At 60.5% G+C, this 24,497-nt stretch carries 23 protein-coding genes and 2 tRNA genes; 15 read left to right on the top strand and 10 right to left on the bottom strand.

Annotated features, from left to right (window positions below):
* Nucleotides 1-38: 38 nt before the first annotated feature.
* The 4 genes from V7747_RS03690 to V7747_RS03675 all read right to left on the bottom strand — a co-directional run bounded on the left by V7747_RS03690 (nucleotide 39) and on the right by V7747_RS03675 (nucleotide 2,835).
* Nucleotides 39-114, bottom strand: a tRNA-Glu gene (locus V7747_RS03690).
* A gap of 77 nt (nucleotides 115-191) precedes the next feature.
* Nucleotides 192-267: transfer RNA gene (locus V7747_RS03685), tRNA-Ala, on the bottom strand.
* A gap of 107 nt (nucleotides 268-374) precedes the next feature.
* The gene (gltX, locus tag V7747_RS03680) at nucleotides 375-1,850 is read right to left on the bottom strand and encodes a glutamate--tRNA ligase (protein WP_335614703.1); all 1,476 of its coding nucleotides are present in this window, start codon (nucleotides 1,848-1,850) and stop codon (nucleotides 375-377) included.
* Nucleotides 1,851-1,932: 82 nt separating this feature from the next.
* Complete coding sequence (locus V7747_RS03675; RefSeq protein ID WP_335614702.1) at nucleotides 1,933-2,835, bottom strand: LysR family transcriptional regulator; 903 nt, start codon at nucleotides 2,833-2,835, stop codon at nucleotides 1,933-1,935.
* 104 nt (nucleotides 2,836-2,939) lie between these two features.
* On the opposite strand from V7747_RS03675, the gene V7747_RS03670 reads away from it, so the two are divergent.
* The 9 genes from V7747_RS03670 (at nucleotide 2,940) to V7747_RS03630 (ending at nucleotide 13,162) form a co-directional block, all read left to right on the top strand.
* Entirely contained in the window at nucleotides 2,940-3,971 is a 1,032-nt protein-coding gene (locus V7747_RS03670) for an HlyD family secretion protein (RefSeq protein ID WP_335614701.1), read from the top strand.
* A complete protein-coding gene (locus V7747_RS03665; RefSeq protein WP_335614700.1) occupies nucleotides 3,964-5,550 on the top strand; it encodes a DHA2 family efflux MFS transporter permease subunit in 1,587 nt (528 codons plus the stop codon). The genes V7747_RS03670 and V7747_RS03665 overlap by 8 nt, the downstream gene beginning before the upstream one ends.
* Nucleotides 5,551-5,652: 102 nt before the next feature.
* A complete protein-coding gene (locus tag V7747_RS03660) occupies nucleotides 5,653-6,936 on the top strand; it encodes an NAD(P)/FAD-dependent oxidoreductase (protein WP_335614699.1) in 1,284 nt (427 codons plus the stop codon).
* A gap of 225 nt (nucleotides 6,937-7,161) precedes the next feature.
* On the top strand, nucleotides 7,162-7,566 hold the full coding sequence (locus tag V7747_RS03655; protein WP_442909174.1) for a PA2779 family protein: 405 nt from the start codon (nucleotides 7,162-7,164) through the stop codon (nucleotides 7,564-7,566).
* 45 nt (nucleotides 7,567-7,611) lie between these two features.
* Complete coding sequence (locus V7747_RS03650) at nucleotides 7,612-8,505, top strand: PA2778 family cysteine peptidase (RefSeq protein ID WP_335614697.1); 894 nt, start codon at nucleotides 7,612-7,614, stop codon at nucleotides 8,503-8,505.
* A gap of 39 nt (nucleotides 8,506-8,544) precedes the next feature.
* The gene (locus V7747_RS03645; protein ID WP_335614893.1) at nucleotides 8,545-8,952 is read left to right on the top strand and encodes a PaaI family thioesterase; all 408 of its coding nucleotides are present in this window, start codon (nucleotides 8,545-8,547) and stop codon (nucleotides 8,950-8,952) included.
* 94 nt (nucleotides 8,953-9,046) lie between these two features.
* Complete coding sequence (locus V7747_RS03640) at nucleotides 9,047-9,889, top strand: DMT family transporter (RefSeq protein WP_335614696.1); 843 nt, start codon at nucleotides 9,047-9,049, stop codon at nucleotides 9,887-9,889.
* Between the two features lie 14 nt (nucleotides 9,890-9,903).
* Nucleotides 9,904-10,659: a DUF2238 domain-containing protein gene (locus V7747_RS03635; RefSeq protein WP_335614695.1), complete on the top strand. Its 756-nt coding sequence runs from the start codon at nucleotides 9,904-9,906 to the stop codon at nucleotides 10,657-10,659.
* Nucleotides 10,660-10,774: 115 nt separating this feature from the next.
* Nucleotides 10,775-13,162 (top strand): fatty acid cis/trans isomerase, encoded by a 2,388-nt coding sequence (locus V7747_RS03630; RefSeq protein ID WP_335614694.1) that lies wholly within the window; start codon nucleotides 10,775-10,777, stop codon nucleotides 13,160-13,162.
* A 78-nt stretch (nucleotides 13,163-13,240) separates the two neighbouring features.
* Here the strand turns inward: V7747_RS03630 and V7747_RS03625 are convergent, their stop codons facing one another.
* Nucleotides 13,241-13,555, bottom strand: coding sequence for an EthD family reductase (locus tag V7747_RS03625; protein ID WP_335614693.1), 315 nt, complete (start codon nucleotides 13,553-13,555; stop codon nucleotides 13,241-13,243).
* 227 nt (nucleotides 13,556-13,782) lie between these two features.
* Between V7747_RS03625 and V7747_RS03620 the strand changes: the two genes are divergently transcribed.
* From V7747_RS03620 to V7747_RS03595, 6 genes are all read left to right on the top strand, one after another.
* Complete coding sequence (locus V7747_RS03620; protein ID WP_335614692.1) at nucleotides 13,783-14,964, top strand: BamA/TamA family outer membrane protein; 1,182 nt, start codon at nucleotides 13,783-13,785, stop codon at nucleotides 14,962-14,964.
* A 79-nt stretch (nucleotides 14,965-15,043) separates the two neighbouring features.
* Nucleotides 15,044-16,186, top strand: a complete 1,143-nt coding sequence (locus V7747_RS03615; RefSeq protein WP_335614691.1) for a YbaY family lipoprotein — start codon at nucleotides 15,044-15,046, stop codon at nucleotides 16,184-16,186.
* Complete coding sequence (locus tag V7747_RS03610; protein ID WP_335614690.1) at nucleotides 16,183-16,596, top strand: GFA family protein; 414 nt, start codon at nucleotides 16,183-16,185, stop codon at nucleotides 16,594-16,596. Before V7747_RS03615 ends, V7747_RS03610 begins: the two co-directional genes overlap by 4 nt.
* Before the next feature lie 34 nt (nucleotides 16,597-16,630).
* Nucleotides 16,631-16,924, top strand: a complete 294-nt coding sequence (locus V7747_RS03605; RefSeq protein ID WP_335614689.1) for a YrhK family protein — start codon at nucleotides 16,631-16,633, stop codon at nucleotides 16,922-16,924.
* A gap of 116 nt (nucleotides 16,925-17,040) precedes the next feature.
* Entirely contained in the window at nucleotides 17,041-18,420 is a 1,380-nt protein-coding gene (locus V7747_RS03600; protein ID WP_335614688.1) for an MFS transporter, read from the top strand.
* Nucleotides 18,421-18,516: 96 nt separating this feature from the next.
* Nucleotides 18,517-18,852: a zinc ribbon domain-containing protein YjdM gene (locus V7747_RS03595; RefSeq protein WP_335614687.1), complete on the top strand. Its 336-nt coding sequence runs from the start codon at nucleotides 18,517-18,519 to the stop codon at nucleotides 18,850-18,852.
* A 69-nt stretch (nucleotides 18,853-18,921) separates the two neighbouring features.
* Here the strand turns inward: V7747_RS03595 and V7747_RS03590 are convergent, their stop codons facing one another.
* From V7747_RS03590 to V7747_RS03570, 5 genes are all read right to left on the bottom strand, one after another.
* Nucleotides 18,922-19,917: a hypothetical protein gene (locus V7747_RS03590; RefSeq protein WP_335614686.1), complete on the bottom strand. Its 996-nt coding sequence runs from the start codon at nucleotides 19,915-19,917 to the stop codon at nucleotides 18,922-18,924.
* A gap of 92 nt (nucleotides 19,918-20,009) precedes the next feature.
* Complete coding sequence (locus V7747_RS03585; RefSeq protein ID WP_335614685.1) at nucleotides 20,010-20,474, bottom strand: DUF3429 domain-containing protein; 465 nt, start codon at nucleotides 20,472-20,474, stop codon at nucleotides 20,010-20,012.
* Nucleotides 20,475-20,524: 50 nt separating this feature from the next.
* Nucleotides 20,525-22,579, bottom strand: a complete 2,055-nt coding sequence (locus tag V7747_RS03580; protein ID WP_335614684.1) for a transglutaminase TgpA family protein — start codon at nucleotides 22,577-22,579, stop codon at nucleotides 20,525-20,527.
* Entirely contained in the window at nucleotides 22,576-23,577 is a 1,002-nt protein-coding gene (locus V7747_RS03575) for a DUF58 domain-containing protein (RefSeq protein WP_335614683.1), read from the bottom strand. The genes V7747_RS03580 and V7747_RS03575 overlap by 4 nt, the downstream gene beginning before the upstream one ends.
* Entirely contained in the window at nucleotides 23,547-24,464 is a 918-nt protein-coding gene (locus V7747_RS03570; RefSeq protein WP_335614682.1) for an AAA family ATPase, read from the bottom strand. The genes V7747_RS03575 and V7747_RS03570 overlap by 31 nt, the downstream gene beginning before the upstream one ends.
* Nucleotides 24,465-24,497: the final 33 nt, after the last annotated feature.

Raw genomic sequence — 24,497 nt, 5'->3', positions numbered from 1 at the left:
TCTTGCGACCCTGACACACTCTCGCGTGTCGGTAAAAATGGCGTCCCCTAGGGGACTCGAACCCCTGTTACCGCCGTGAAAGGGCGGTGTCCTAGGCCACTAGACGAAGGGGACGCAAACCCTTCTCTAAACAGGCTGGAATCTGTTTAGCAGTGATAAAACAGGCCGACGCGAACGTCGACCAAAAAACTTGGTGGAGCTAAGCGGGATCGAACCGCTGACCTCCTGCATGCCATGCAGGCGCTCTCCCAGCTGAGCTATAGCCCCGTCGCTATGACGGGGCGCATATTAAGTTCGACGCCCCGCCCTGTCAACAGAATTTTACGTAAAACAGCGACTTAACGTAGCGGCGAGCACACAACCGCAGCAACCTGTCAGATCTCCTCCAGCAGCTTCTGCCAGGCCTTGTTTTCTTTCTTCGAGGTGCCACCCAGCAGTTCCAGCGCCTGACGCAGACGGAAACGGGTCAGGTCCGGCCCCAGATGCGCCATGGCATCGAGTACCGAGACCGAGCTGGCCTGACCGGTGATGGCAGGGAACAGCAGCGGCATCAGGTCACGCAGCTTCAGCTCCTGGCTGGCGGCTACCGCATTGATGGTCGCCATGATGCCGTCCTTGTTCCACTCGCGCAGGGCTTCGAGCTTCCACAGCAGCAGTTGCATGACCTTGCGCACGTCATCGGCCGACAGCTTCTTGTGCTCGAACAGCTCCGGTGCCGGGCTGACCTTGCCGGCCATGAAAAAACCGAGCAGGTCTGGCAGGTCGCTGAAGGTCTCGACCCGGCTCTGTGCCAGACCGATCATCGGCTTGAGATAAGCCGAATTGAGCGCCCAGGTCTGCACGGCGGCAGCGAAGTCATCCTCCGACAGCTCGCGAATCCACTGACCGTTCAACCACGACAGCTTCTCCACATCGAAGATGGGGCCGCCGAGGGACACCCGCTGAATGTCGAAATGCTCGACCATCTCGGCAAGGGTGAATTTTTCCCGCTCGTCCGGCATCGACCAACCCATGCGGCCCAGGTAGTTCAGCAGCGCTTCCGGCAGATAGCCCATACGCTCATAAAAAGTAATGCTGGTCGGGTTCTTGCGCTTGGACAGCTTGCTCTTGTCCGGGTTACGCAGCAGCGGCATATGGCACAGCTGCGGCATATCCCAGCCAAAGTACTGATACAGCAAGATGTGCTTGGGCGCCGAGTTGATCCACTCTTCACCGCGCAATACGTGAGTAATGCCCATCAGGTGGTCATCCACCACATTGGCCAGGTGGTAGGTGGGCAGGCCGTCGGCCTTCATCAGCACCTGCATATCGACCTGCTCCCAAGGGATGTCGATCTCGCCGCGCAACATGTCCTGCACTTGGCAGATGCCTTCATTCGGCACCTTCATGCGCACCACGTGGGGCTCGCCCGCTGCCACGCGCTTGGCCACGTCATCTGCGCTCAAGTGCAGGCAGTGGCCGTCGTAACCGGGGGTCTGCTTGTTGGCCATCTGTTCTGCGCGCAGGGTATCCAGGCGCTCGCTGCTGCAGAAGCAGCGGAAGGCATGGCCGGCGCTGATCAGCTGTTCACTGTGCTCATGGTAGATGGCGCTGCGTTCGCTCTGGCGATACGGGCCGTGCGGGCCGCCCACATCCGGACCTTCATCCCAGTCCAGACCCAGCCAGCGCAGCGAATCCAGAATCTGTTGTTCCGATTCGGCACTGGAGCGCACCTGATCCGTGTCTTCGATTCGCAGGATGAACTGGCCGCCGTGCTGGCGAGCAAAACACTGGTTGAACAAGGCGATGTAGGCGGTGCCCACATGCGGGTCGCCAGTTGGCGAAGGGGCGATACGAGTACGAACGGTCATGAGGTCTCTCAGTCAGACTGCCGAGCAGCTGCTCGACGTGGCAGTAATGGGGGTTACGGTCATTGCATGGCGGACGATTTTATCAGGCCTCGACCTCGACTTGCACATCCTGCCGCGCTTCCAGGTTCTCGATGACAAAGTCGATGAAGGCCTTGACCTTCATTGCCTGAAAGCGCCGCGACGGATACAGCGCGTACAGCTCGCTGGACGGCAAGGTCACATCTTCCAGCACCCGTACCAGCGTGCCTTCGGCCACACAGGGTTCGGCGATGAACGCCGGCACATTAATGATGCCGGCACTGGCCAGCGCCGCCTCACGGGCAAACGTAATGTTGTTGACCACCAGTACCGGATTGATCGGTACGCTCAGGTGCGGCTGCTGGAAGTGCCATTTGCGACTGCCATCCACCAGCGCGTGAATACAACGATGCTGGCTCAGCTCTTCCGCCAGTTTGGGCATGCCGTATTTGGCGATGTAGCCCGGACTGGCGTAAAGCTGCCGTGGACTGGACATCAAAGGCCGCGCGACCAGGCTGGAATCCTGCGGACGCCCCAGGTGCACAACAATATCGACGCCCTCTTCCACCGGATCGACCGTGCGGGTTGTGAGTTCGACCTCGACCTGAATGGCCGGGTAGCGGCGCATGAACTCGCCCACCACACCGCCCAGAAACAGCTGGCCAAACTCGATGGGCGAACTGACGCGCAGCAACCCTGTGGGCTCGCGCTGCAACTGCATGATGGCCTGTTCGGCCTCGGCAAACTCCTGCATGATCTGGCGGCAGCGTTCATAGTAGGCCTGCCCCACTTCGGTCAAACGCAGTTTTCGCGTGGTGCGGTTGAGCAAGCGCACACCTAGGCGCTCCTCCAGTTGCGCGATACGCCGGCTGACGGTCGACTTCTGCATATTCAGGGTCGCTGCCGCACTGGTAAAGCTGTGACACTCCACGACTCGGGTGAAAATCAACGCGTCGTCCAATCCCATTGGTAACTGTTCCCGTATTGCAACAAAGTTTCCAGATTCTAGCGCCTCTGGCGCCACACGGAACAGTGTTAGAGTGCGTCGGATAACAAAAATTGGGGAAGTTCATGTCTGCCCGCGTTCGCTTACGCCTGTTTGCCTTTCTACTGCTTTGCGCTCTGATCGGAGCCGCCGCTGCAGCACATTGGTGGCTTGTTGGTCGTCATTACGAAGAAACGGACAACGCCTATGTGCAGGGCGACATCACCCTGATTTCCAGCCAATTGTCCGCGCAAGTAACCGAGGTGCTGGTGGATGACAACCAACTGGTACAGGCAGGTGAACTGCTGGTACGCCTGGATGCTCGCGACTTTGAGGTCGCCCTCGCTCACGCCCGCGCCAACCTGGCTACCCGCCGCGCTGAACAGCAGCAGGCGCGCTCCAAGCTGACCCAACAGGACAGCCTCATTCTTGCCGCCGAAGCCGGCATGCTGGCGACTCAGGCCGAGCAACGCCGCATCGAGCTGGACATCAAACGCATCGAACCGCTGCAGCGCTCCGGCTATGCCTCCGAGGAGCAGCTGAGCAACTTCCGCGCGCAGCTGGAGGTGGCCAAGGCGCAGGTCAAGAAGGCCGATGCCGACGTACAAACGCAGACACTGGTCAAGGATACGCTGTACGCCGATATCGAGCGGCTCGCCGCGCAGATTCAGGCCGCCGAGGCCGACATCAGCCAGGCAGAACTGGCCCTGGAGCGCACCGAAGTTCGAGCTCCGCTCGCCGGCCGCGTGGGTCAGCGCACTGCGCGGGTTGGCCAGAACGTGCAGCCGGGTAGCCACCTGATGGCCGTGGTGCCTGACAGCCAGCTGTGGATCAAGGCCAACTTCAAAGAGACCCAGATTCAGGCCATGCACGAGGGCCAGAGCGCCGAGCTGGTATTCGACGCCTTCCCGGACGAGGTCGTCCCGGGCCAGATTCAGAGTCTGTTTCCTGCCTCAGGTGCGCAGTTCAGCCTGCTGCCGCCCGACAACGCCACCGGCAACTTCACCAAGGTGGTTCAGCGCATTCCAGTGAAACTGGTGATCGACGCCGAACACCCCCTGAGTGAACGCATCCGCCCCGGCATGTCGGTACACGTAAAGGTAGATCTGCGTGGCTGAGGCCGCGATTCCAGAGCAGGAGATTCCACCACCCGGCAGACGCGACTGGATCGCCCTGCTGAGCGCGATTCTCGGCGCCTTTATGGCGATTCTGGATATTCAGATCATCAACTCGTCGCTGAAGGATATTCAGGGCGCGCTCTCGGCCACGATTGAAGAAGGCTCGTGGATTTCCACCTCCTATCTGGTAGCCGAGATCATCATCATTCCACTGGCGGCCTGGCTGACCACCATCTTCTCGCCACGACGTTTTGCGGTCGCCATCTCTACCTTGTTCGTCATTGCCTCGCTGCTCTGCTCCATGGCCTGGAACCTGGAGAGCATGATTGTCTTTCGCGCGTTGCAAGGCCTGGCGGGCGGCGCGCTGATTCCCTTCGCCTTTACCCTGATTCTGACCAAGCTGCCCCCGGCCTCACGCCCCAAGGGCATGGCCATGTTCGCCATCACCGCGACTTTCGCCCCCTCCATCGGGCCGACCATCGGTGGCTGGCTGACCGAGAACTTTGGCTGGGAATACATTTTCTACATCAACATAGTGCCAGGCATATTGATGGCCAGCGGCCTGATGTACGGCCTCGACAAGGCCGCGCCACGCTGGGAGCTGCTGCGTCAGGGCGACTACTGGGGCATTGCGACCATGGCTGCCGGTTTGGGCTGCTTGCAGGTGTTTCTGGAGGAAGGCCACCGCGAAGACTGGTTCGAATCCAGCAGCATGGTGACCCTGGCGGTTATCTCGTTCGTCAGCCTGGTGTGCTTTATCATCCTGCAGCTTTCGCGGCCGAACCCGCTGGTCAATCTGCGGCTACTGAAAGAGCGCAACTTTCTGTTCGGCAGCCTGGCCAACATCGGCTTGGGTGTGGGGCTGTACGGCACGGTGTTTGTGCTGCCGGTGTATCTGGCGCAGATCCAACAATACAACGCGTTGCAGATTGGACAGGTGATCATGTGGATGGGCTTTCCGCAGCTGCTGATCATTCCGCTGGTACCGATTCTGATGAAGTTTGTTGATGCTCGGTTTATCTGCGCTACCGGGTTCTTCCTGTTTGCCTTTGCCAGTTTCTTCAGCGGCAGCCTGAATCTCGATTTTGCCGGCGACCAGTTTATCGCTATTCAGATTTTCCGCGCATTCGGCCAGCCCATGGTCCTGGTGCCGATGTCGATCCTTGCCACGGCGATGATTCCGCCCTCGCAGGCGGGCTCGGCTTCCAGTCTGTACAACATTCTGCGCAACTTGGGCGGCGCCATCGGCATCGCTGCGCTGGCGACCATCCTGGATAGCCGCGCCAAGCACTATTACGACATTCTGCGCGAAAACATCACCCCCGGTAACCCGGCGTTTACCGAGCGCATGAACATTCTCACGGCGCAGCTGGGCAACGAGCAAAGCGCCTTCCAAATGCTGAGCAATCAGGTACATCAGCAAGCGAGCATCATGGCCTTCAATGATGCCTTCCACCTGATCGCCATCATGCTGGGTTGCTCCATGGTGTTCGTGCTACTGACCCGCGGAATACCGAAACCGGTTGCCGCCAAGCCAGCCAGCGAAGGCGCGAGCAACGCCGAAACGCCCCACCCCTGACTGTCATTTTTTTTGATCACCCACTGGAATTAGTCCCTTTCAGGGGGTAGCATCGGCTGAAAATGTAAAATATTTTAAACAACTAATTTCAGCAGGTGCATCATGGTCGAAACCCAGCACACATCCTCTTATTACGCCGCATCCGCGAATGCGACGCCCGAGCGCCCTCCGCTGCAGGGGCGCCATGAAACCGATGTATGCGTGATTGGCGCTGGCTATACCGGCATTTCGACTGCCCTGTTCCTGCTTGAGCAGGGATTCAAGGTGACCGTACTGGAAGCGGTCAAGGTCGGCTTTGGCGCTTCGGGCCGCAATGGCGGTCAGATCGTCAACAGCTACAGTCGCGACATCGACGTTATCGAACGCACCACAGGCGCCAAGCAGGCGCGGCTGATGGGCGAAATGGCCTTTGAGGGCGGTCGCATCATTCGTGAGCGGGTAGCCAAATACAACATCCAGTGCGATCTGAAGGACGGCGGTGTATTTGCTGCCTTCAATGACAAACAGATGGGCCACCTTGAATCTCAGAAAAAACTCTGGGAACGCTACGGCCACACCCAACTGGAAATGCTCGACGAGCAGCGAATTCGCCAAGTGGTGAATACCGAGCGTTATGTCGGCGGTATGCTCGACATGAGCGGCGGCCACATTCACCCGCTGAATCTGGTACTGGGCGAGGCGGCAGCAGTCGAATCGCTGGGCGGCGTAATTCACGAGCACTCGCGCGTGACCAAGGTGGACCAGGGCGCCAAGCCGGTAGTGCACACCGAGCAGGGTCAGGTGGTCGCCAACTATGTGGTGGTGGCCGGCAACGCTTATCTAGGCAACCTGCTGCCACAACTGGCGGCCAAATCCATGCCGTGCGGCACCCAAGTGATTACCACTGAGCCTCTGGGCGAGGAGCTGGCACAGTCGCTGCTGCCACAGGATTACTGCGTGGAAGATTGCGCCTACCTGCTGGATTACTATCGCCTGTCCGGCGACAAGCGCATGATCTTTGGCGGCGGCGTAGTTTATGGCGCACGCGATCCGGCGGATGTTGAAGCGCTGGTGCGCCCCAACCTGATCAAGACCTTCCCGCAGCTCAAGGACGTAAAGATTGATTACGCCTGGACCGGCAACTTCCTGCTGACCCTGTCCCGCTTGCCCCAGGTCGGCCGGATTGGCGACAACATTTATTACTCACAGGGTTGCAGCGGCCATGGGGTGACTTATACCCATCTGGCCGGCAAGATTCTGGCCGAAGCCCTGCGCGGCCAGGCAGAACGCTTCGATGCCTTCGCCAGCCTGCCGCACTACCCCTTCCCAGGTGGGCGCCTGTTCAGAGTGCCGTTCACTGCCATGGGCGCCTGGTATTACCAGATGCGCGATAAGCTCGGCTTCTGATCACCCCTCAGGCAGCGCGCCCGCGCTGCCGGCACCTTGCGCATGCAAGCTGACGAGTTAAGTGAACCTGATCACAGCAGTGATTGCAGTTCGGAACTGCGCCGGGCTTCAGCAGTCAGATTCTGCGTGACCAGACTGCGTTCGCCGCACCGGCACCTGCTGGCAGTCGCCCGCAAGCAAAGCTTCCAAGCAAGGAAGCAAAGACCAAGAATGAGGACTAACCCCATGACTTTCATGCAATCCAGCAAGCGTTATCTCTCCATTGTTTTCGCCTCCCTGTTCATGCTTACCTCGCTGATCAGCATCCAGGCCCAGGCTGCCATGGTTGGCACTGGCGAGGTCATCGAGCAGCAACAACTGACCGTCGACCGGGCAGAGCTGAAAACCATGCTGCAAGACGAAGCGGTTCAGGAAAAACTTGCCAGCATGGGCGTTTCGCCGGATCAGGTTGATCAGCGTATCGACAGCCTCACCGCCGATGAGCTCGCTTACTTCAATACCCAGCTTGACGAAGCCCCCGCTGGCGCAGGTGTGGTGGGTGTTATCGTGCTGTTCCTGGTGATTTTCATCATTACCGACATGCTCTGTGCAACCGACATCTTCAGCTTCATCCACTGCATCAACCGCTAACGGATGCGCGCCATTCGCCTCCTTGCTGCGCTCGGGCTGACAGCATTGCTGTCAGCCTGTGCCGGCACTCAGACCATCCCCGACAACTCGCAATTGCCGCCTGACCTGCACCGGCAGCAGTTGCTCGACGACGTCCCCTTTTTCGCCCAGGATGAGTATCAATGCGGCCCTGCCGCACTGGCCATGATGCTCAACCAACGGCACATTGAAGCAACACCCGAAGCGCTGAAAGAGCGCGTTTACATTCCCGAACGTAAAGGAAGCCTGCAAGTCGAAATGGTCGCGGCAGCACGCGATCAGGGCCTGCTCGTCTACCCCCTTGCACCCGAGCTGCAGGCGATACTCACGGAAGTGAACGCGGGCAATGCCGTATTGGTAATGCAGAATCTGGGATTAAACTGGTTTCCGCAATGGCACTACGCCGTCGTGGTGGGTTACGACCTGAACACGCGGGAACTGATACTGCACAGTGGCCTACAGCAAGCTCAGCGCGAACCCTTCAAGCTGTTTCTGCGCACCTGGAGCCGTGCCGAGAACTGGGCGCGGGTCGCCATGCCGACAGACCAGCTGCCCGCCACAGCCGAGCCGCTGCCCTACCTGCGCGCCGCCAGCGACCTGGAGCAGACCGGCAAGCTCGACAGCGCCAAGGATGCTTATCAGACAGCGCTGATTCGCTGGCCGGAGGAACCCGTCGCCCGGCTTGGGCTTGGCAACGTTGCCTGGCAACAGGGCGACAAGAGTATCGCAGTAGCCCACTTCAGCGAGTTGACCCGGCAGTTTCCTGCACTGGACGCCGGCTGGAACAACCTGATCACCGGCCTGAATGACATGGGTTGTGAACAGGCCGCCAAGGTCGCACAACAGTGCTTCGAACAGCGTACTCAGACCGGTGCCGAGAATGGCGAGAATGCCGCTTGCCCCCTGCCTGTCTGCCCGTGATGATGGCGGCATTCGCCGTCACAGGAGCAGAAAGGCATGCTGAGTGCGCAACAGGTTCAACAGCTGATACGTCAGGGTGTGCCGCAGGCCGACGACCTTGATCTGCGCATTGAAGAAGTCAGCGAGCAACACAGCCTCGCCCGCGTCCCCTTCAACAGCCGTTTAATTCGCCCAGGCGGCACCCTGTCGGGCCCTACGCTGATGGCGCTGGGCGACGCGGCCATGTATGCACTGGTATTGGCCCGTCTCGGTCCGGCTGAAATGGCCGTCACCTCCAATCTCAATATAAACTTTCTGTCTCGCCCGCAACCTGTTGATCTTATGGCAAAAGCGACGCTATTACGGATGACCCGCAGGCAGGCAGTATGTGAGGTTGGCCTCTACAGCGCGGGACAGCCAGATGACCTGGTAGCCCACGTTACCGGCACCTATGCCCTGCCCCAGTGACCCGCGACAATACACGCCCTCTCCAAAGTCGTATTGCCCGCGCGCCGGGCTTAGGTTGCGATAGCAAGGCCCATATTCAATTAAGGATAAGCCCGTGTCACTGCGCGCCATCAGCCTGACCCTGCTCGCCATGCTGGCCTTTGCCGGCAACTCGATCCTCTGCCGCCTGGCACTGAAGGAAACCGAGATCGACCCCGCCAGCTTTACCGGTATTCGTCTGGCCGCCGGGGCCCTGACCCTGTGGCTGATCGTCAGGCTGCGCAGCGGCAGCGGCGTCGGTGCGGGCAACTGGTGGTCTGCCTTGGCGCTCTTTGCCTACGCAGCGGCCTTTTCGCTCGCCTATGTTCAGCTGTCTGCCGCTACCGGGGCGCTGCTGCTGTTCGGCGCCGTACAGACCAGCATGATTGGTTACGGCGTAGCCCGTGGTGAACGACTGCGGCCTCTGCAATGTCTCGGTGTGAGCATGGCAATCATCGGCCTGGTGGTCTTGCTGTTGCCCGGGCTGGCTGCCCCGCCACTGGGCGCGGCTCTGTGGATGCTGGCGGCCGGTGTGGCCTGGGCGGTGTACTCGTTACGAGGACGCGGCGCCGGCGACCCGACGCGCGTCACGGCTGGCAACTTCATCCGCGCGCTGCCACTCGCCGTGGTGTTCTGCCTTCTTTACTGGCCTTCGCTATCATTCGACCCAGCGGGCGTGCTCTACGCTGTGCTTTCCGGTGCACTGGCGTCCGGCGTAGGGTACGCACTTTGGTATGCGGCGCTGCCCCTGCTGGCGACTAGCGCGGCTGCCACTGTGCAGTTGAGCGTGCCCGTAATCACCGCGATAGGTGGTATCTTGCTGCTGAACGAAGCACTGACCCTGCCATTGTTGATCGCCTGCGCCAGCGTTCTTGGCGGAATCGCGCTGGTCGTGCTCTACCACCGACAACCTGCTTGAGAAGTCGCTTGCCAATGACTGAGAACTACATCCACTCGCGCTACCTGCTGGTCCTGACCCTCTTGTTTTGCCTGTTATTTGCGGTAATGGCAATCAACCCACATGACCGCGGTGACTGGATGCTGGAGAACCTGCTGGTGGTCGCCTTCGCGCTCACATTAGGCATGAGTTACCGAGCTTTCCCACTCTCACGCCTGTCATACACGCTGATTTTTCTGTTCCTTTGCCTGCATGAGATAGGCGCGCACTACACCTATTCCAAGGTGCCGTACGACGCCTGGATGAGTAGCGCTTTCGGCGTCAGCCTGAACGAGTTGCTCGGCTGGCAGCGCAACAACTTTGATCGCGTGCTGCATTTTCTGTTCGGCGCACTCCTGGTCTACCCCATCCGCGAACTCTACTGCCGGGTGGCCAACGCCCGTGGCTTCTGGGGATACTTCTTCCCGCTGGAACTGGCGATGGCCGCCTCCATGCTCTACGAGCTATTTGAATGGGGTGCGGCCAGCCTGTTCGGCGGCGATTTGGGGGTTGCCTACCTGGGCACCCAGGGCGACATCTGGGATGCCCACAAGGACATGACCCTGGCCAGCCTGGGCGCGCTGCTCACCTTGCTGCTGGTCTTGTTGGCCAACTTTTGGCTGAATCCGCACTTCCGCCAGGAGTGGCGCGACAGTCTGCGCGTAAAGCGCCGTCGCCCCATGGGTGAAGATGAGCTTGAACACCTGTTGCAAGACAGCAATCAGGTGACCGACAAGTCATCGCAAAGGTAAAAGGCAAGCTGCTGTTTTGTGTGCAGAATGTTAAAGTGCCGCGCTGTATTCCGCGAAGTCGAAACGCCTTGGGCAGTACGACAACACAGAGAAAACCGTTTTTGAAGGAATCGCCATGGCGCGTGTTTCGGGCATCACCAGAGCCAAACTGAGTGTATTGATCCTGCTGGTAGCAGGTCTGTTTATTGCCTGCAGCCAGATTCCGGAATATCCGGTGGAAGAACCCGTCGCCGCTCGCATACAAACTTACGATTACCAACGCGACATTCGCCCCATCCTTGAACACAAGTGCATGGCCTGTCATGGCTGCTACGATGCACCCTGCCAATTGAAGCTGACCAGCGCCGAAGGCTTGGAGCGCGGCGCGTCAATCCTTCCGGTGTACGACGGCGCCCGTCTGGAAGATATGCTGCCAACGCGCTTGGGCGTCGATGCAAGCTCGACCGCCGAATGGCGCGAAAAGGGCTTTTTCTCGGTGCTGCACGGCGCCGAGGATGGCAAGCTGAGCGGGCTCGACGCCTCCGTGCTGTATAAAATGATTGAGCTCGGCCACAGCCAGCCAGTAACCCCGAACAGCCGTCTGCCCGCCACCATAAGCCTGGGCACCGCGCGCACCAACAGCTGCCCAAGCATTGAGCAGTTTGCCGACTATGCCGATGACTTTCCGCATGGCGGCATGCCCTATGGCGCCACCGGCCTCAGCGACGAAGAATTTACCCGGCTGACTCAATGGATCAGCGAGGGCGCTGTGGTCAGCCCGGCACTCTATACACCCGGTGCAGCCGAACAGGCGATGACCGAGAAGTGGGAGCAATTCTTCAATCAGCGCGGCAAGCGCGAACAACTGGTGGCCCGTTATCTGTTCGAGCATCTGTTTGCCGCTCATCTGTACTTCCCGGATATCGACGGCACGCATTTTTACGAACTGGTACGCTCCAGCACCCCGCCCGGCCAACCGGTTCGGCCGCTGCGCACCGTTCGCCCCAACGATGATCCCGAGGGTGCCTTCTTCTATCGCCTGCAACCGCTGCGGCAAGCGATCGTCGAGAAAACCCATATCGTCTATGCACTGGGCGATACCCGCATGCAACGCTTTGAGTCGCTGTTTTTTCAGCCCGACTGGGACGTAGTCAACCTCCCGGGCTACAGCTATAACGAGCGCGCCAACCCTTTTGTTACCTTTGACTCGATCCCTGCCAAAGCGCGCTACCAGTTCCTCCTGGACGACGCGGAATACTTCGTGCGCAATTTTATCCGTGGCCCGGTGTGTCGCGGCCAGATCGCCACCGACGTGATTCGCGACCAGTTTTGGGCGGTGTTTGAGGACCCAGAACAGGAAGCCTACGTCAACGATGCCAAGTACCGGGCGAAGGCCAGCCCACTGCTTGGCCTGCCCGGCCAGAAGAGTGATCTGCTCGCGCTTGGCCCGGAGTGGCTGGAATATAACGAAAAGCGCAACGACTATCTGAAGCTGCGCGGTCAGTACTACGCCGAGCGAAAACCCGAGGGCGCGACGGCAGACGAGCTGTGGGATGGCGACAACTGGAACCAGGACGCTCTGCTGACGATTTTCCGCCATTACGACAGTGCCTCGGTACGCCGCGGTCTGCATGGCCGCGTGCCCCGCACCATCTGGGTGATGGACTACCCCCTGCTGGAGCGTACCTATTACGAGCTAGTGGCCAACTTCAACGTGTTTGGCAGCGTGTCGCATCAGGGTCAGACCCGGCTGTATTTTGACCTGATCCGCAATGGCGCCGAACACAACATGCTGCGCTATGTACCAGCCGAGCAGCGTGAATCCCTATACGCACACTGGTACCAAGGCAACGCCAAGATCAAGCACGCGCTGACCTACACCGGCCTGGATACCACCACCCCTGTGGCCATGGACTATGCCGGCGCGGACAGCAACCACGCCGTCATGCAGCGTTTCAGTCAACTGCTGATGGAGCGTACTGCGGCCGTCAGTGGCCCGCCAGACACCCTGAATCGCTGCCCGCACGACAACTGTCAGCGGTCTGGCGTCAGCAGCGCCCAACTGCAACTGGAAGCCACCCTCCGGCCACTGGCGCGTGAAGACGGTGCCGGTCTGCCGGTCATCAGCCTGCTGCCTGAGGTCACTTTCCTGCGGGTGACCGACGGTGATCAGCGCTGGGTTTACACCTTGGTACACAATCGCGCCCACTCGAGCGTCGCTTTCATGTTTGGCGAGGAGTCCCGCCTGCTGCCCAAGGAAGATACCCTGACATTGATTGAAGGCACGCTGGGCAGCTACCCCAACTTCAGTTTCGATGTCAGCCTCGACGAGCTGCCGGCCTTTGTCGACAGCCTGTCTGCTATCCAGGATGAGGCCGGCGTGCAAGCTCTCGCCGATCGCTGGGGCGTGCGCCGTACCCATCCCGAGTTCTGGGAGATCATGGCCGACTTCAAGCGCAGCACGGAAGAACGCGTACCCGAGCAGGCCGGCATACTCGACGTCAACCGCTACGAAAACCTGTGAAAACCACTGCGCCCTATACGGCTAGACCATAAGCAGCTGTATAGGGCGCGGATTGTGACCAGTGAGCGAAACTGACGCTCAGCCTGCCACAACCTCACTGATCAGCAACTCCGGCGCAATGTTGGTGTAGTTGGCGACATCGCCCTGAATTGCCTTCGCATGCGGCGCAAAGGCCGTCTGAAAGCTTTCCACCGAGTCAAAAAACAGGTGCCCCATGGCCACATAGGCCGCCGGCGCACCAGGCGCTCCACCCGCCAAACCGCGATCAATACCGAACGACAGGCAGGCATCGCCCACCAAGCGCTTGACCATCGGCATATGCTGTTCACGGTAGTAATCATGGTCAAAATGGCTGCCCGCCACGTTCGGGTACAACACGCTGACTTTAATCATCTGCAAGACTCCTGGGGATTGGATTGATCGTAATACTGCCGGCCTTCCAGTCTGCACCGGTTAGGCCGCTGAGCAGTAGCGCATCAGCCAGACGAATATCCCGATAGCAACCGGCGCGAAGCGCAGATTGCCCGCTGCACTGGCGTAGCACAGGCTATGCTCTAGTGACGGCAGCGTGACCCGCACGCTGGCATGGCAGCAACCTGTGTGAATATCAAGGAGCCTGAATGCGGTTTTCGTTGAGCGCCCTGGCGGCCCTTTCTGCAGCATTACTGAGCGCGCCGGCAACGGCATCGCTGTATCACGATTACTCGGCGGCGCCGGAAGACGCCAAGGTAGATACAGGCAACTTCCTTGATAGCTGGTCCCTGCCGTTTATTCCCGTACCCAAGATCATCACCGAACCCGCCGTCGGCACCGGACTGGCGTTAGGACTGGTGTTTTTTCAGGAGTCCGAAGAGCAAAAAGCCGAACGCTCTGACGGCAGCCTGGTGCCAGAAAATATCACCATCGGCGGTCTGGCCTTCACTTCCAACGGCAGTCGTGGCTATGGTGTGGGGCACCTGGGCTTCTGGAAAGACGACACCATCCGCTACAAGGGCTTTGTTGCCTTCTCCGACTTCAACATTGATTTCTACTCCTTGGCCGGTATGCCGATCAACCGACCCATTGGCTTCAACATCAAGGGACCCGCGGTCATTCAGCAGCTGCAGATGCGGGTCGGCGACAGCCGCTGGCTGATCGGTGCCAAGCAGGTCTATCGCACGGTCAAACTCACCCTCACCGACGACATCACCCTGCCCAACGCGGCACTGGCCAATCGGATCAACCGCTATCTGGACGAGCATCTGGGCGAAAGCACAACCACCTCTGGGCTGGGTATAACCGCTGAATTCGACTCTCTCGATACCCCGATTGATCCGCAGGAGGGCTACAACTATCGTTTTCGCTATCTGGTCTACGACAAGGCCATCGGCAGCGACTATGACTACGCCAGCTATCAACTCAAGGGCACCAATTACTGGCATTTGACGCCCGCGTGGGACCTGGGTGTGCGCCTGCAATATGACGGTATCTCGGTGGACGATCAGACCGTGCTGCCTGCCTACATCGCACCCTCCATTGACCTTCGGGGCATCCCCGCCGCACGCTATCAGGGCAATGCCGTGGCGGTGGCGGAAGCGGAGCTGACCTGGAAAATCACCCCGCGCTGGCGACTCAAGACCTTTGCCGGCGCCGGTCGCGCTGCTGATCAGTTCAGCGAGCTGAGTGATGCCGAAGCCGCCTACAGTATCGGCGGCGGTTTCCGCTACATGGTTGCCGAGCGCTATGGCTTTAATATGGGTATCGATGTTGCCCGTGGGCCGGAGGAGTCCGCCGTCTACATACAGGCGGGCTCGACCTGGTAGCCGCTGCGGAACTTTGGGTTACACTCAATGCCAAGAATGGAAATAGTCGGCCTGGGCCACTAATAATCGGGAGCGCTACATGTACACAATCACCTCTCAAATACTGCTCATCGGCCTGGCCGGGATGCTCGCTGCCGGTTGCACCACCACCGCAAGCAAGGACACTAACGAGGCGCAGGAAGAACAGGCAGCGCCCGCCACCGAGCAGGTCACCGGCCAGATCAGTTACCGCGAACGCATACCGCTGCCCGACGGCAGCGTGGCGCATATCAAGTTGAGCGATGTCTCGCGCGCTGATGCACCGGCTACCGTACTGGCCGAGCAGAACACCACACTGTTCGGTCGATCCGTGCCCATCCCCTTCTCGCTCAAGGTCGAACCGGCAATGTTCGACCTGCGCATGCGCTATTCTGTCTCGGCGCAGATCCGCAGCCCAGAGGGCCAACTGCTGTGGACCACCGACAGCGCCAATTTGATTGACGTCACCCAGCCCGTGGAGGATCTGGGCACCATCATGATGATCAAGGTGAGCGGCGCGGTGGCTGAGGACGCCGAGATTGTCGATGCGAATGCCCTTCTGCCCTTCGCGGCACGCGGCAACGAGCCCGGCTGGGTGCTGAAAGTCGACAGCGAGCGCATGAGCCTGAGCCGCCAGAACGTCCCCACCACCATTCTCACGCCGACGCCAACCACCACCCGCGAGCAAGATAGCTATCGCTTTAACGCCAGTACCGAGGCCAATTCGGTGATTGTCGATGTCACCCCGCAGCTGTGCCGTGACAGCATGACCGGCATGCCCTATCCCTATGAGGTCAGCGTCAAGGTCAATGGCGATACTCTTACCGGCTGCGGCGGCGCCGCACAGTCTCTGCTCACAGGGCGGGAATGGATAGTAGAAGATGTCGACAGCAAGGGCGTGATCGACAACACCCAGATGAGCCTGAATTTTACCAATGAGGGCCTGCTCGGCGGCCGTGCTGCGTGTAACCAGTACACCACCAGTTATCAGCTCAGCGGCGAGGGCCTGCAGACCAAGGCCATTGCCTCCACGCAGAAAGCCTGCAGCGAGGCGCTGATGAACCAGGACGAGCATTTTCTTGAAGTGCTGGGCGACGTGGCGCGCTTTGAGATCGACGACACCGGCGCGTTGATACTGACCACCACTGACAACCGCACGATCAAGGCGCGCGCCGCAGAAGCTGACAGCGACAGCCAACCATGATCAGCGGCGGTTGCCTGTGTGGCGGCGTTCGCTATCGCATCAGCGGGGAACTTGCGCCCATTCAGCTGTGTCACTGTCAGCAATGCCGCAAGGCGCAGGGCACGCCCTTTGTCAGCAACATTCCACTGGAGCGCAGCCAATTTGAGCTGCTTAGCGGCGCGGAGCTGCTCAAGGCCTACGCCTCGTCTGAGGGCAAGGAACGGGTGTTCTGCGGCCACTGTGGCTCACCGCTTTACAGCCAGCGCAGCACCGCCCCGGAGGCCATACGATTGCGTGCCGGCAGTCTGGATCAGGATCTGACCGTACGCCCGGCATTTCATGCCTACACGGCCTCTGCAGCCAACTGGTGGCAGATTGACAACGCGATGCCACAGTATCCGCAAGGTGCGCCGCCAGAATCTGAAGCGTAAGCCGGTTATTCTTCCCGACACCGCGAGGTAATGCATGACGGATAGAGCAACAGACCAGCAGGACAACCCGTTAACGCTGTCGCTGGGTAACGAGCAACTTGTCATACGCCGCCGTTACGAAGTGCTCAGCATCATCAACGACTTTCTGATCGCCATCTGGTTTCTGCTGGGCAGCATTCTCTTTCTGTTTCCCGAGTACGAAAAAACCGCCATCGTGTTTTTCATTATCGGCAGCGCGCAGTTTCTCGTACGCCCCAGCATCCGCCTGCTCAGCCATCTCCATTTGCAGCGGCGCGGCGCCGCCAGTGCCAGCACCTGGGAGAGCTGAACCCTCCGCTCAGTTGCAACGGTTCCAAGGCGTAATCTCTTGTACCCGGCGCCTGCCTGAATAATACTCAGGCGCATAAACCTGCCCCTATAAAACAACAATATCAGGTGAGTATCATGGCGCTGAGCCGCACAACCAAGCTGGCCTACGGGCTGGGCCAGATTGCCGAGACCATTAAAGGTACCGGCTTCAATATCTTCCTGTTTTTCTTCTTCACCCAGGTACTGGGGCTGTCCGGCAGCCTGGCCGGACTGGCAGTGATGATTGCCCTGATATTTGATGCGGTGACCGACCCCTTGGCGGGCTATCTGTCGGACCGCAGCCGGTCGCGGTTCGGGCGCAGGCACCCCTTCATGCTGGCGGCAGCGCTCCCCTTGGCACTCACCTGGTACCTGCTGTTCACCCCGCCCGCCGGCCTGAGCCAGATTGGTCTGTTTCTTTGGCTGACCTGTTTTGCAGTGCTGGTACGTGGCGCTATTACGCTGTATTACGTGCCCTATCTGGGGCTGGGCGCCGAGCTTACCAGCGACTACCACGAACGAACCTCAGTCGCCGCCTGGCGCGGCTTCTGCGGTGTCTGCGGCGCCGCACTGGTAGTCTTGCTGGGTGTACCGCTGTTCTTTCCGGAGTCCGCCGCGTACGAGAATGGCCTGCTCAACCCAGAAGGCTATCCTCTGGTAGCAATCAGCGGCGCTGTGTTGATGGCTGTCAGCATTGTGATTTCCGTCTGGGGCACACGCAGCCATACCGGCGTGCCGGCTGCGCGCGGGCAACAGACCGGCCTCAGCCTATTCGCGAACCTGCACAGTATCTGGCGCAATACCTCGTTCCGCGCGCTCTTTCTAGGCACCCTGCTGGTGTCCATCTCGATCGGGATTACCCAGACCCTCAACATGCACCTGAATGTGTACTTCTGGGGCCTTACCAGTAACAACATCGCCCTGCTGGGTGCCGGTGTACTGCTGGGCTGGCCCGCCGGTATTCTGCTGGCCAGGCCATTGCATCGCCGCTTCGATAAAAAACCCAGCATTGTCGTGGCAGCCTTGGTGGCCGCATTGGCCAGCAACATTGCTGTGGTGTTGGAGCTGCTGGGGCTGTTTCCGCCGTCGCACAGCGCCCTGTTCGTGCCATTGATTCTCCTGTTGTTGTTTATCGGCGGCGCGGCCTCTGGCTTGGCAATGATCTCCGGTGCCTCGATGATGGCCGACGTAGCACAACAGCACGCGGACGACAGTGGCCAACAGCAGGAAGGGTTCTTCTTCAGTGCCATCTCCTTCACCGGCAAGATGGCGGCTGCCGCTGGCTATCTGGTGGCCGGCGTAGGGTTGGATTTGATCGGTTTTCCGTTGCAGGCCAACCCCAGCACAGTAACGAGCGAACAGCTGGATCAGCTGGCACTGCTCAGCCTGTCGGCTGGCATCTTCGCTTTTGCTTCCGCCTGTACTTACAGCCGTTACCAGCTACGTCAACCAACCGGCCCGGCACTGGCGCTCTAGGGCCGCTGGCATGGACAGGGCCGCGCACATACGGCATTATGCGCGGCCTAAAACCCTGTATACCGCATGGTTATGTATAGCGAAAAAGGCGACCCGATGAGCGACCTGCCCTCCTGCCCCAGCTGCAATTCAGCATTTACCTATGAAGATGGCCTGATGTTCGTCTGCCCGGAATGCGCCCACGAATGGCCTCAGCAGGCCGATGAAGCAGAGACAGGCAGCGGGATTACCGACGCCAATGGCAACCCGCTGGCCGATGGTGATTCAGTCACCGTGATCAAGGACCTGAAGGTCAAAGGCTCATCGCTGGTGGTTAAGGTGGGTACCAAGGTGAAGAATATTCGCCTGGTCGACGGCGACCACGATATCGACTGCAAAATCGACGGGATCGGCGCCATGAAACTGAAATCCGAGTTCGTGAAAAAGTCCTGACCCCAGGCCGGGGGCGCCTACGTTAGCTCCCCCAATATTGCCCGGCCGGCTTGCCTTCAAGCACTCCCTTCAGCGCTTGAAGGCGACGTACTGACGGTGCGGGTTTGGCCCGCGCCAGATGAACCCCTCGTAGTAATAATGCAGAAAAGACACTGTCAGTATGGTGATGTTGACCCACGGGTAATGCTGATGGCTGGTCAATGCGTAGGCGATCAACAGCGAGGTCAGCGGCAATACGATGAAGGGTGACCAGGCACCGGCATGCGTGAACCGATAGCAGAGGCTGCCGGCCCCCTTACGATTGCGGTTACGGTCGTGGGTGATATACACGCTGTAGGCAGTCAGGTCGTGAATGACCCGGGGAATCAGAATCACGAACAAGGTGTAGCCAATCTCGTTGATCAGCAACGCAGACACCAGCATCGCCGCATTGGCCCACAGGTACCAGCGGCCAATCCCCGGAGGGGCGCGGCGCGCCAATCGCCAGGACAACATCACCACAGCCGCACAGAGTCCCGCCCCCAAGGCCGACATGAGCTGATAGCCATTGATACCGGCGACCTCCCACTGCCCCAGAAAGCGCGTGCCGTAAACGTTGATGTAGATAGCGAAGCCCGCCAGAATCGCCAGCCATTTCCAGCAGTTGTATAACCTATCGGGCCGCGCCCCGAGCATCATCAGGGTCAACCCCAGCTGCTGCGCCAGCACATGGTAGATGGTGTAGAACGCGAGGAAGATAAACAGCAGGTTGTAACTCAGCGGTTGTGGGCCGAAATGGCCGCCGATGGCAATCAGCAGAAACAGGCAGAGTGGGGGCAACAGGCTGCGCCGGTAGTGCACCAGATACTCACCATTGGCCATGGTCAGCAGACTGGCGATGATATGCGGCAGACCAAACAAGACAGCCCAAAGTGGCCAGTCGTTAGGGTCGCCGGGCAACACATCGGCTGCCAACCACCCATCCCAGAGCAACAGGTCCAGAGCAACCAGCAACACTGACAGCGGGATGACCGCATACAGCGCCAGCAACCAGCGACAATCAATACTGTGCAGGGGGTGTTCCATAACGAGGCCAACGTCTTGTTTTTGTGGCCTCTACTTGAGCACACGCCAGAGGGTGCGCCCATCACCCGTATCAGTGACTGACTCTGTCTACCTTAGAGTACACGCCCAACCGATAACCAGGCGACCATCAGGCTCAGCACCACCAGAATACTCAGCGGTTTGCGCAACGCCGGATACCAGACTGGCGCCAGCCCATGGCGCACAGCCCAGACATCGGCAAAATACAGGGTGGCGAAGGCGATAAAAAAGACCGGCAAGGCCAGATTGATCGGCAGGCTCAGCCCCACCCAGCCCAGCAGCGGGGGGATGACGGACAGCGCCAGCTGAACCGGGGCCTGACTGCTCTCCTCGCCCGCACGCATTGCCAGGCCCCAATGAATCGCGCCCATGAACGCCAACACGATGGCAGCGTAGGCCAGTAACTCCTCCAGCACCCGCTCGCGCCAGGCCTCCGGTGTCACCCACAAGCCAAGGGCACCACTGACAAAGGGAATCAACCCAATCAGTCCCAGCCCCAAGGCCAGTTTCGGGGGACGCGTAGCACTGAATGGATGCATGCCAACTCCAGTATTCAAGGTTGCAGCGCCGTTACTGACGCACGCCGCAATTATAAGGGCTTGCCGGCTGACGACAACTGATCCTCGCGCAACAGTGCACTGGCCGCAGGCGGCCGTTTGCGCGGCAATGACCGCAGCAAGGTGCGCAGCATCTGCTGCAGGCGCTGCTGTTCTTCCCGCGTATCGGCCTTGGCCGCGGTGTAGGACTGGCGCACGAACTCGTCAAAGAAACCCTGCAGTGCGGCACGCTGGGCAGGCAACGCCGCCTCAAGCCGACGCTGCCAATCACGCGGCCCCTCCCCCGGCAGTGCCTGCAGCCGCAGCCGTGTCAGGCGTTGATCAAGACTGCGCCAGGCGCGCTGCTGAGGCGTACCGGTTCGGCGCTGCGGGCGTAGCCACCAGAGCCCCTGCAACAGCATCATGCTGCCCGCCAACGCCAGCACTATCAGACCAATGCGCTGCCAATCTGCCGTGCCGAGCCAGCGCCGGAACAGCCCCATTTGCTCCTCGCCCTTGAAATTGAGGACCCGCAACTGCCACTGGTAGTTGATGTTGTCCCAGGCCAGGCGCGCTTCGTTCAACCAGGTTACGCCGCGATAGCGCGAGGCAGAGAGGTAGTCGTCCTGCAGAAAACTGCCCTCCCCCCGTACGGCTTCTTCCAGACCGCGTTCAATCCGCTCGGGCGCGACCTGAAAGGTAGGATCCACCGACACCCAGCCCTGCTCCGGCAGCCAGGCTTCGACCCAGGCGTGGGCGTCAAACTGATGTACCAGTACATAACCGCCGCGCGCATTCACTTCCCCACCCTGATAACCAGCGACCACCCGCGCGGGAATACCCGCCGCACGCAGCACGAAGGTCATGGCGCCGGCGTAGTGTTCACAGAAGCCGCGTCGCGTATCGAACAGAAACTCGTCGTTGCTGTGCTGGCCGAGTGGCGTGGGATTGAGCGTGTAATAAAACGGCTCACGGTTGAAGTAACCCAGCAACGCCTGCACCAGCGCGGCATCATCCGGATACTGCCGGCGCAACTCCGCCGCCCAGGCGCGAGTACGCGGATCGCCCTGCTCCGGCAGTTCGGTTTGCCGGCTGCGCTCCAATCTGCTCAGCGGCTCGGTCTGCAACAGCGCCTCAGGATAGGAGGTCGCAGTGTAGCCAAAGGTGCTGTTCAGCGGCGCGATGGATTGCAGGTTGAAGTCGTGCATGCGCCGCAGATAGGGATCTTCCGAGGTCGCACCGCGCAGGCTGTAAACCCAGTGCTGGCCACTGGCACCGGCCACCACCTGGTACTCGACGGCCTTACCATCGGTCTCCAGCGGCAATGCCGGCAGGTTGCTCAGCCAGCGATCCTGCGACCAGCTGCGACCGTCAAAGCGGCTAAGGGTCAGCGCCCGCCAGTAGAGCGTCGGCAACGGCGGAATCTCACCGGCAAAGCTGGCGCGGAAGGCCAGTTCAGAGGAGCGCGCCAGGCTGGCAATATCGGCCGGCGACATGTTATCGGACAGGCCGGTCTTGGCGCTGCCGCCAGGCATGTTGACCGACCACAAGGGCTCCAGTCGCGGAAAGAAGATGAAGAGTACCAGCAGCAAGGGCACCGCCTGCAGCAGCATCACCCCGGCGCTGCGCAGCGCACGCAGCGGATCGTTGCGCCCAGCGCTCTGCTGCAGCCCCACCAGGGCCGCGACCAGCACCAGTAGCGACAGGCATTGATACAGCGTCAGCGGTATCCCCTGATCAAACAGAAAAGCGGTGGCCAGCACAAAGAAGCCCAGATAGATCAGCACCAAGGCATCGCGCGGCGTGCGCATTTCCAGCAGCTTGAGCATGAACAGCAGTAGCAGCCACATTACGGTCGCATCCAGACCGATCAGCGTACCCTGGGTGAGAAATACACCAATCAGGATCAGCACCAAGGCGGTGCCTTTCAACACGATGCCCGGATACCGCCAGCGCATACGCTGGATCTGCACCCGCCACAAGGCGCAGCCCATCCACAGCAGGGCCACCCACCAGGGCAGGCGCGGCAGGTGCGGCAACAACACCACCACCTGTGCGGTCAGCAACCAGGCCAGGCTGTTACGCGGGATCAGGCCGGCGGCGCTCATACGCTGTCGCCCAGACCATAGAGCGCCAGTGCGCGCAGGCAGGCATCGCGGTGCGCTTCGCCCAGTGCCGGTGCTCGTCGCAGGCTGCCCAAGGCCAATCCGTAGGGCCGGCCGGCTGCTTCCAGCGCCAGAACCCAGCCAGTCAGCATGCCCAAACGCTGCTCCAGATCGGCGCCGCTGGTCTGCTCCAGATCAAGCCACTGGCTCTGCTGCTGCGGCTCGGCAAAAATCTTGCTGTGCAACCCTTGGCCACGCGAATAGGCACGCCAGTCCAGCCGCCGCCGCGAGTCGCCGGGACGGTAGTGACGCAGGCCCTGAAAGTCATCCACGCCCTCGGCCAGCTGCGCTTCGGGTGCCTCATCCTGACCGGCAGCACTGCGCTGCAGCGGCAGCGGCGCCTTGATCGGGCGCGGGTACACCAGCACACGCCAATTCAGGTCGAGCAGACTCCAGGCAGTAAACCAGCCGAGCGGAAAGCGCGTTTCAATGCGCAGGCGCTCTGGCGCCAGCCAGCCGCGGACTTGGCTCGGGTAATACAGTGTAGTGCTCGCTTCGCCATCGGCCGGTACATCCAACTGCTGCGGTGCCACGCCAGGCCAGCTCAACCTGAGCGCCTGGCGCTCGCGTGCCGGGCTGAGCAGCACCAGCCCGAGCGGCACCTGCTCACCGGCAAACACCGGCCGCCCGCCCGTGGCGCGCAGGCTGATGCCTGCCAGATTGCGGTAACTGTGGTGCAGTGCCACCCAGAACAGGCTGAGCAGCAGGAAGGTCAGCCCGTACACCAGGCTGTTTTCGTAATTGATGGCACCCACCAGCAGAATCGCCAGCAACAACAGGAAAGCCAGACCGGCCCGGCTGGGCAGGATGAAGATGCGCCGGTGATTTAGGGTTATCTGCTGGGCCGCCGGAATACGCCGCTTGAGCCAGCGTTGGTGCAGCGCGCGGCCGCGTGCCCGCCAGCCGGTGCTCACACTGCGGGCACTTCGTTGAGCAGCCATAGGGCAAGACTCTCGCCGCCATGGCCGGCGGGGTCGTTAGCAGCCCGCAGCCGGTGGCTCACAACCGCCGGCAAGACCGCCTGCACGTCTTCGGGGATCACATAGCTGCGCTGCTCCAGCAACGCCCAGGCACGCGCGGCGGCGAGCAGGCCGAGACTGGCGCGTGGCGACAGGCCCCAAGCGCAGAGGTCACTGTTACGGGTGTGATTGACCAGCCGCAGGATGTAGTTCACCAGGGCTTCGCTGGCGTTGATCTGCGGCACCAGCGCCTGCAGTCGGCTCAGCTCCTCGCGGTTGAGCAGCGCTTCGACCCGGTCCAGCCGCGCGCGGCGGTCGTCGCCCAACAGCAGACTGCGTTCGGCCTGCTCGCTCGGGTAACCCAGCGAAAGGCGCATCAGAAAACGGTCGAGCTGAGACTCAGGCAGCGCGAAGGTTCCGCCTTGGGACACCGGGTTCTGGGTAGCGATCACAAAGAAAGGGTCAGCCAAGGGCCGGGTAGCGCCGTCTACGGTCACCTGCCCTTCTTCCATGGCCTCCAGCAACGCACTCTGGCTCTTTGGGGTAGCGCGGTTGATTTCATCGGCGAGTATCAGTTCGGCGAAGATAGGCCCCGGATGAAACACGAACTGGCCGCTGTTACGGTCAAACACCGAGGTACCCAGAATGTCGCCCGGCAACAGATCACTGGTGAACTGAATCCGCTGGTAGCTCATACCCAGAACCGAGGCCAGTGCCTGAGACAGCGTGGTCTTGCCCATACCGGGCAGGTCCTCGATCAACAGATGCCCCTTGGCCAGAATGCAGGTCAGCGCCAGCTTGACGGCGCGGGACTTGCCCAGCAGTACCTTGTCTATCGCGTCCTGCGCCGCATTCAACGCATCCTTCATGCTCACCTCTTCTCCGGGTTACCATGCCATGGT

The organism is Halopseudomonas sp. (assembly GCF_036960865.1).
GTDB lineage: Bacteria > Pseudomonadota > Gammaproteobacteria > Pseudomonadales > Pseudomonadaceae > Halopseudomonas.
Note: the sequence above shows the minus strand (reverse complement) of the source record. Positions and strands in the feature narration are given on the sequence as shown.

Coding starts and splice junctions, on each gene's coding strand:
- gltX (WP_335614703.1), bottom strand. CDS start 1,850: ATGACCGTTCGTACTCGTATCGCCCCTTCGCCAACTGGCGACCCGCAT.
- V7747_RS03675 (WP_335614702.1), bottom strand. CDS start 2,835: ATGGGATTGGACGACGCGTTGATTTTCACCCGAGTCGTGGAGTGTCAC.
- V7747_RS03670 (WP_335614701.1), top strand. CDS start 2,940: ATGTCTGCCCGCGTTCGCTTACGCCTGTTTGCCTTTCTACTGCTTTGC.
- V7747_RS03660 (WP_335614699.1), top strand. CDS start 5,653: ATGGTCGAAACCCAGCACACATCCTCTTATTACGCCGCATCCGCGAAT.
- V7747_RS03655 (WP_442909174.1), top strand. CDS start 7,162: ATGACTTTCATGCAATCCAGCAAGCGTTATCTCTCCATTGTTTTCGCC.
- V7747_RS03635 (WP_335614695.1), top strand. CDS start 9,904: ATGACTGAGAACTACATCCACTCGCGCTACCTGCTGGTCCTGACCCTC.
- V7747_RS03630 (WP_335614694.1), top strand. CDS start 10,775: ATGGCGCGTGTTTCGGGCATCACCAGAGCCAAACTGAGTGTATTGATC.
- V7747_RS03625 (WP_335614693.1), bottom strand. CDS start 13,555: ATGATTAAAGTCAGCGTGTTGTACCCGAACGTGGCGGGCAGCCATTTT.
- V7747_RS03620 (WP_335614692.1), top strand. CDS start 13,783: ATGCGGTTTTCGTTGAGCGCCCTGGCGGCCCTTTCTGCAGCATTACTG.
- V7747_RS03615 (WP_335614691.1), top strand. CDS start 15,044: ATGTACACAATCACCTCTCAAATACTGCTCATCGGCCTGGCCGGGATG.
- V7747_RS03610 (WP_335614690.1), top strand. CDS start 16,183: ATGATCAGCGGCGGTTGCCTGTGTGGCGGCGTTCGCTATCGCATCAGC.
- V7747_RS03605 (WP_335614689.1), top strand. CDS start 16,631: ATGACGGATAGAGCAACAGACCAGCAGGACAACCCGTTAACGCTGTCG.
- V7747_RS03600 (WP_335614688.1), top strand. CDS start 17,041: ATGGCGCTGAGCCGCACAACCAAGCTGGCCTACGGGCTGGGCCAGATT.
- V7747_RS03595 (WP_335614687.1), top strand. CDS start 18,517: ATGAGCGACCTGCCCTCCTGCCCCAGCTGCAATTCAGCATTTACCTAT.
- V7747_RS03590 (WP_335614686.1), bottom strand. CDS start 19,917: ATGGAACACCCCCTGCACAGTATTGATTGTCGCTGGTTGCTGGCGCTG.
- V7747_RS03585 (WP_335614685.1), bottom strand. CDS start 20,474: ATGCATCCATTCAGTGCTACGCGTCCCCCGAAACTGGCCTTGGGGCTG.
- V7747_RS03580 (WP_335614684.1), bottom strand. CDS start 22,579: ATGAGCGCCGCCGGCCTGATCCCGCGTAACAGCCTGGCCTGGTTGCTG.
- V7747_RS03575 (WP_335614683.1), bottom strand. CDS start 23,577: ATGGCTGCTCAACGAAGTGCCCGCAGTGTGAGCACCGGCTGGCGGGCA.
- V7747_RS03570 (WP_335614682.1), bottom strand. CDS start 24,464: ATGAAGGATGCGTTGAATGCGGCGCAGGACGCGATAGACAAGGTACTG.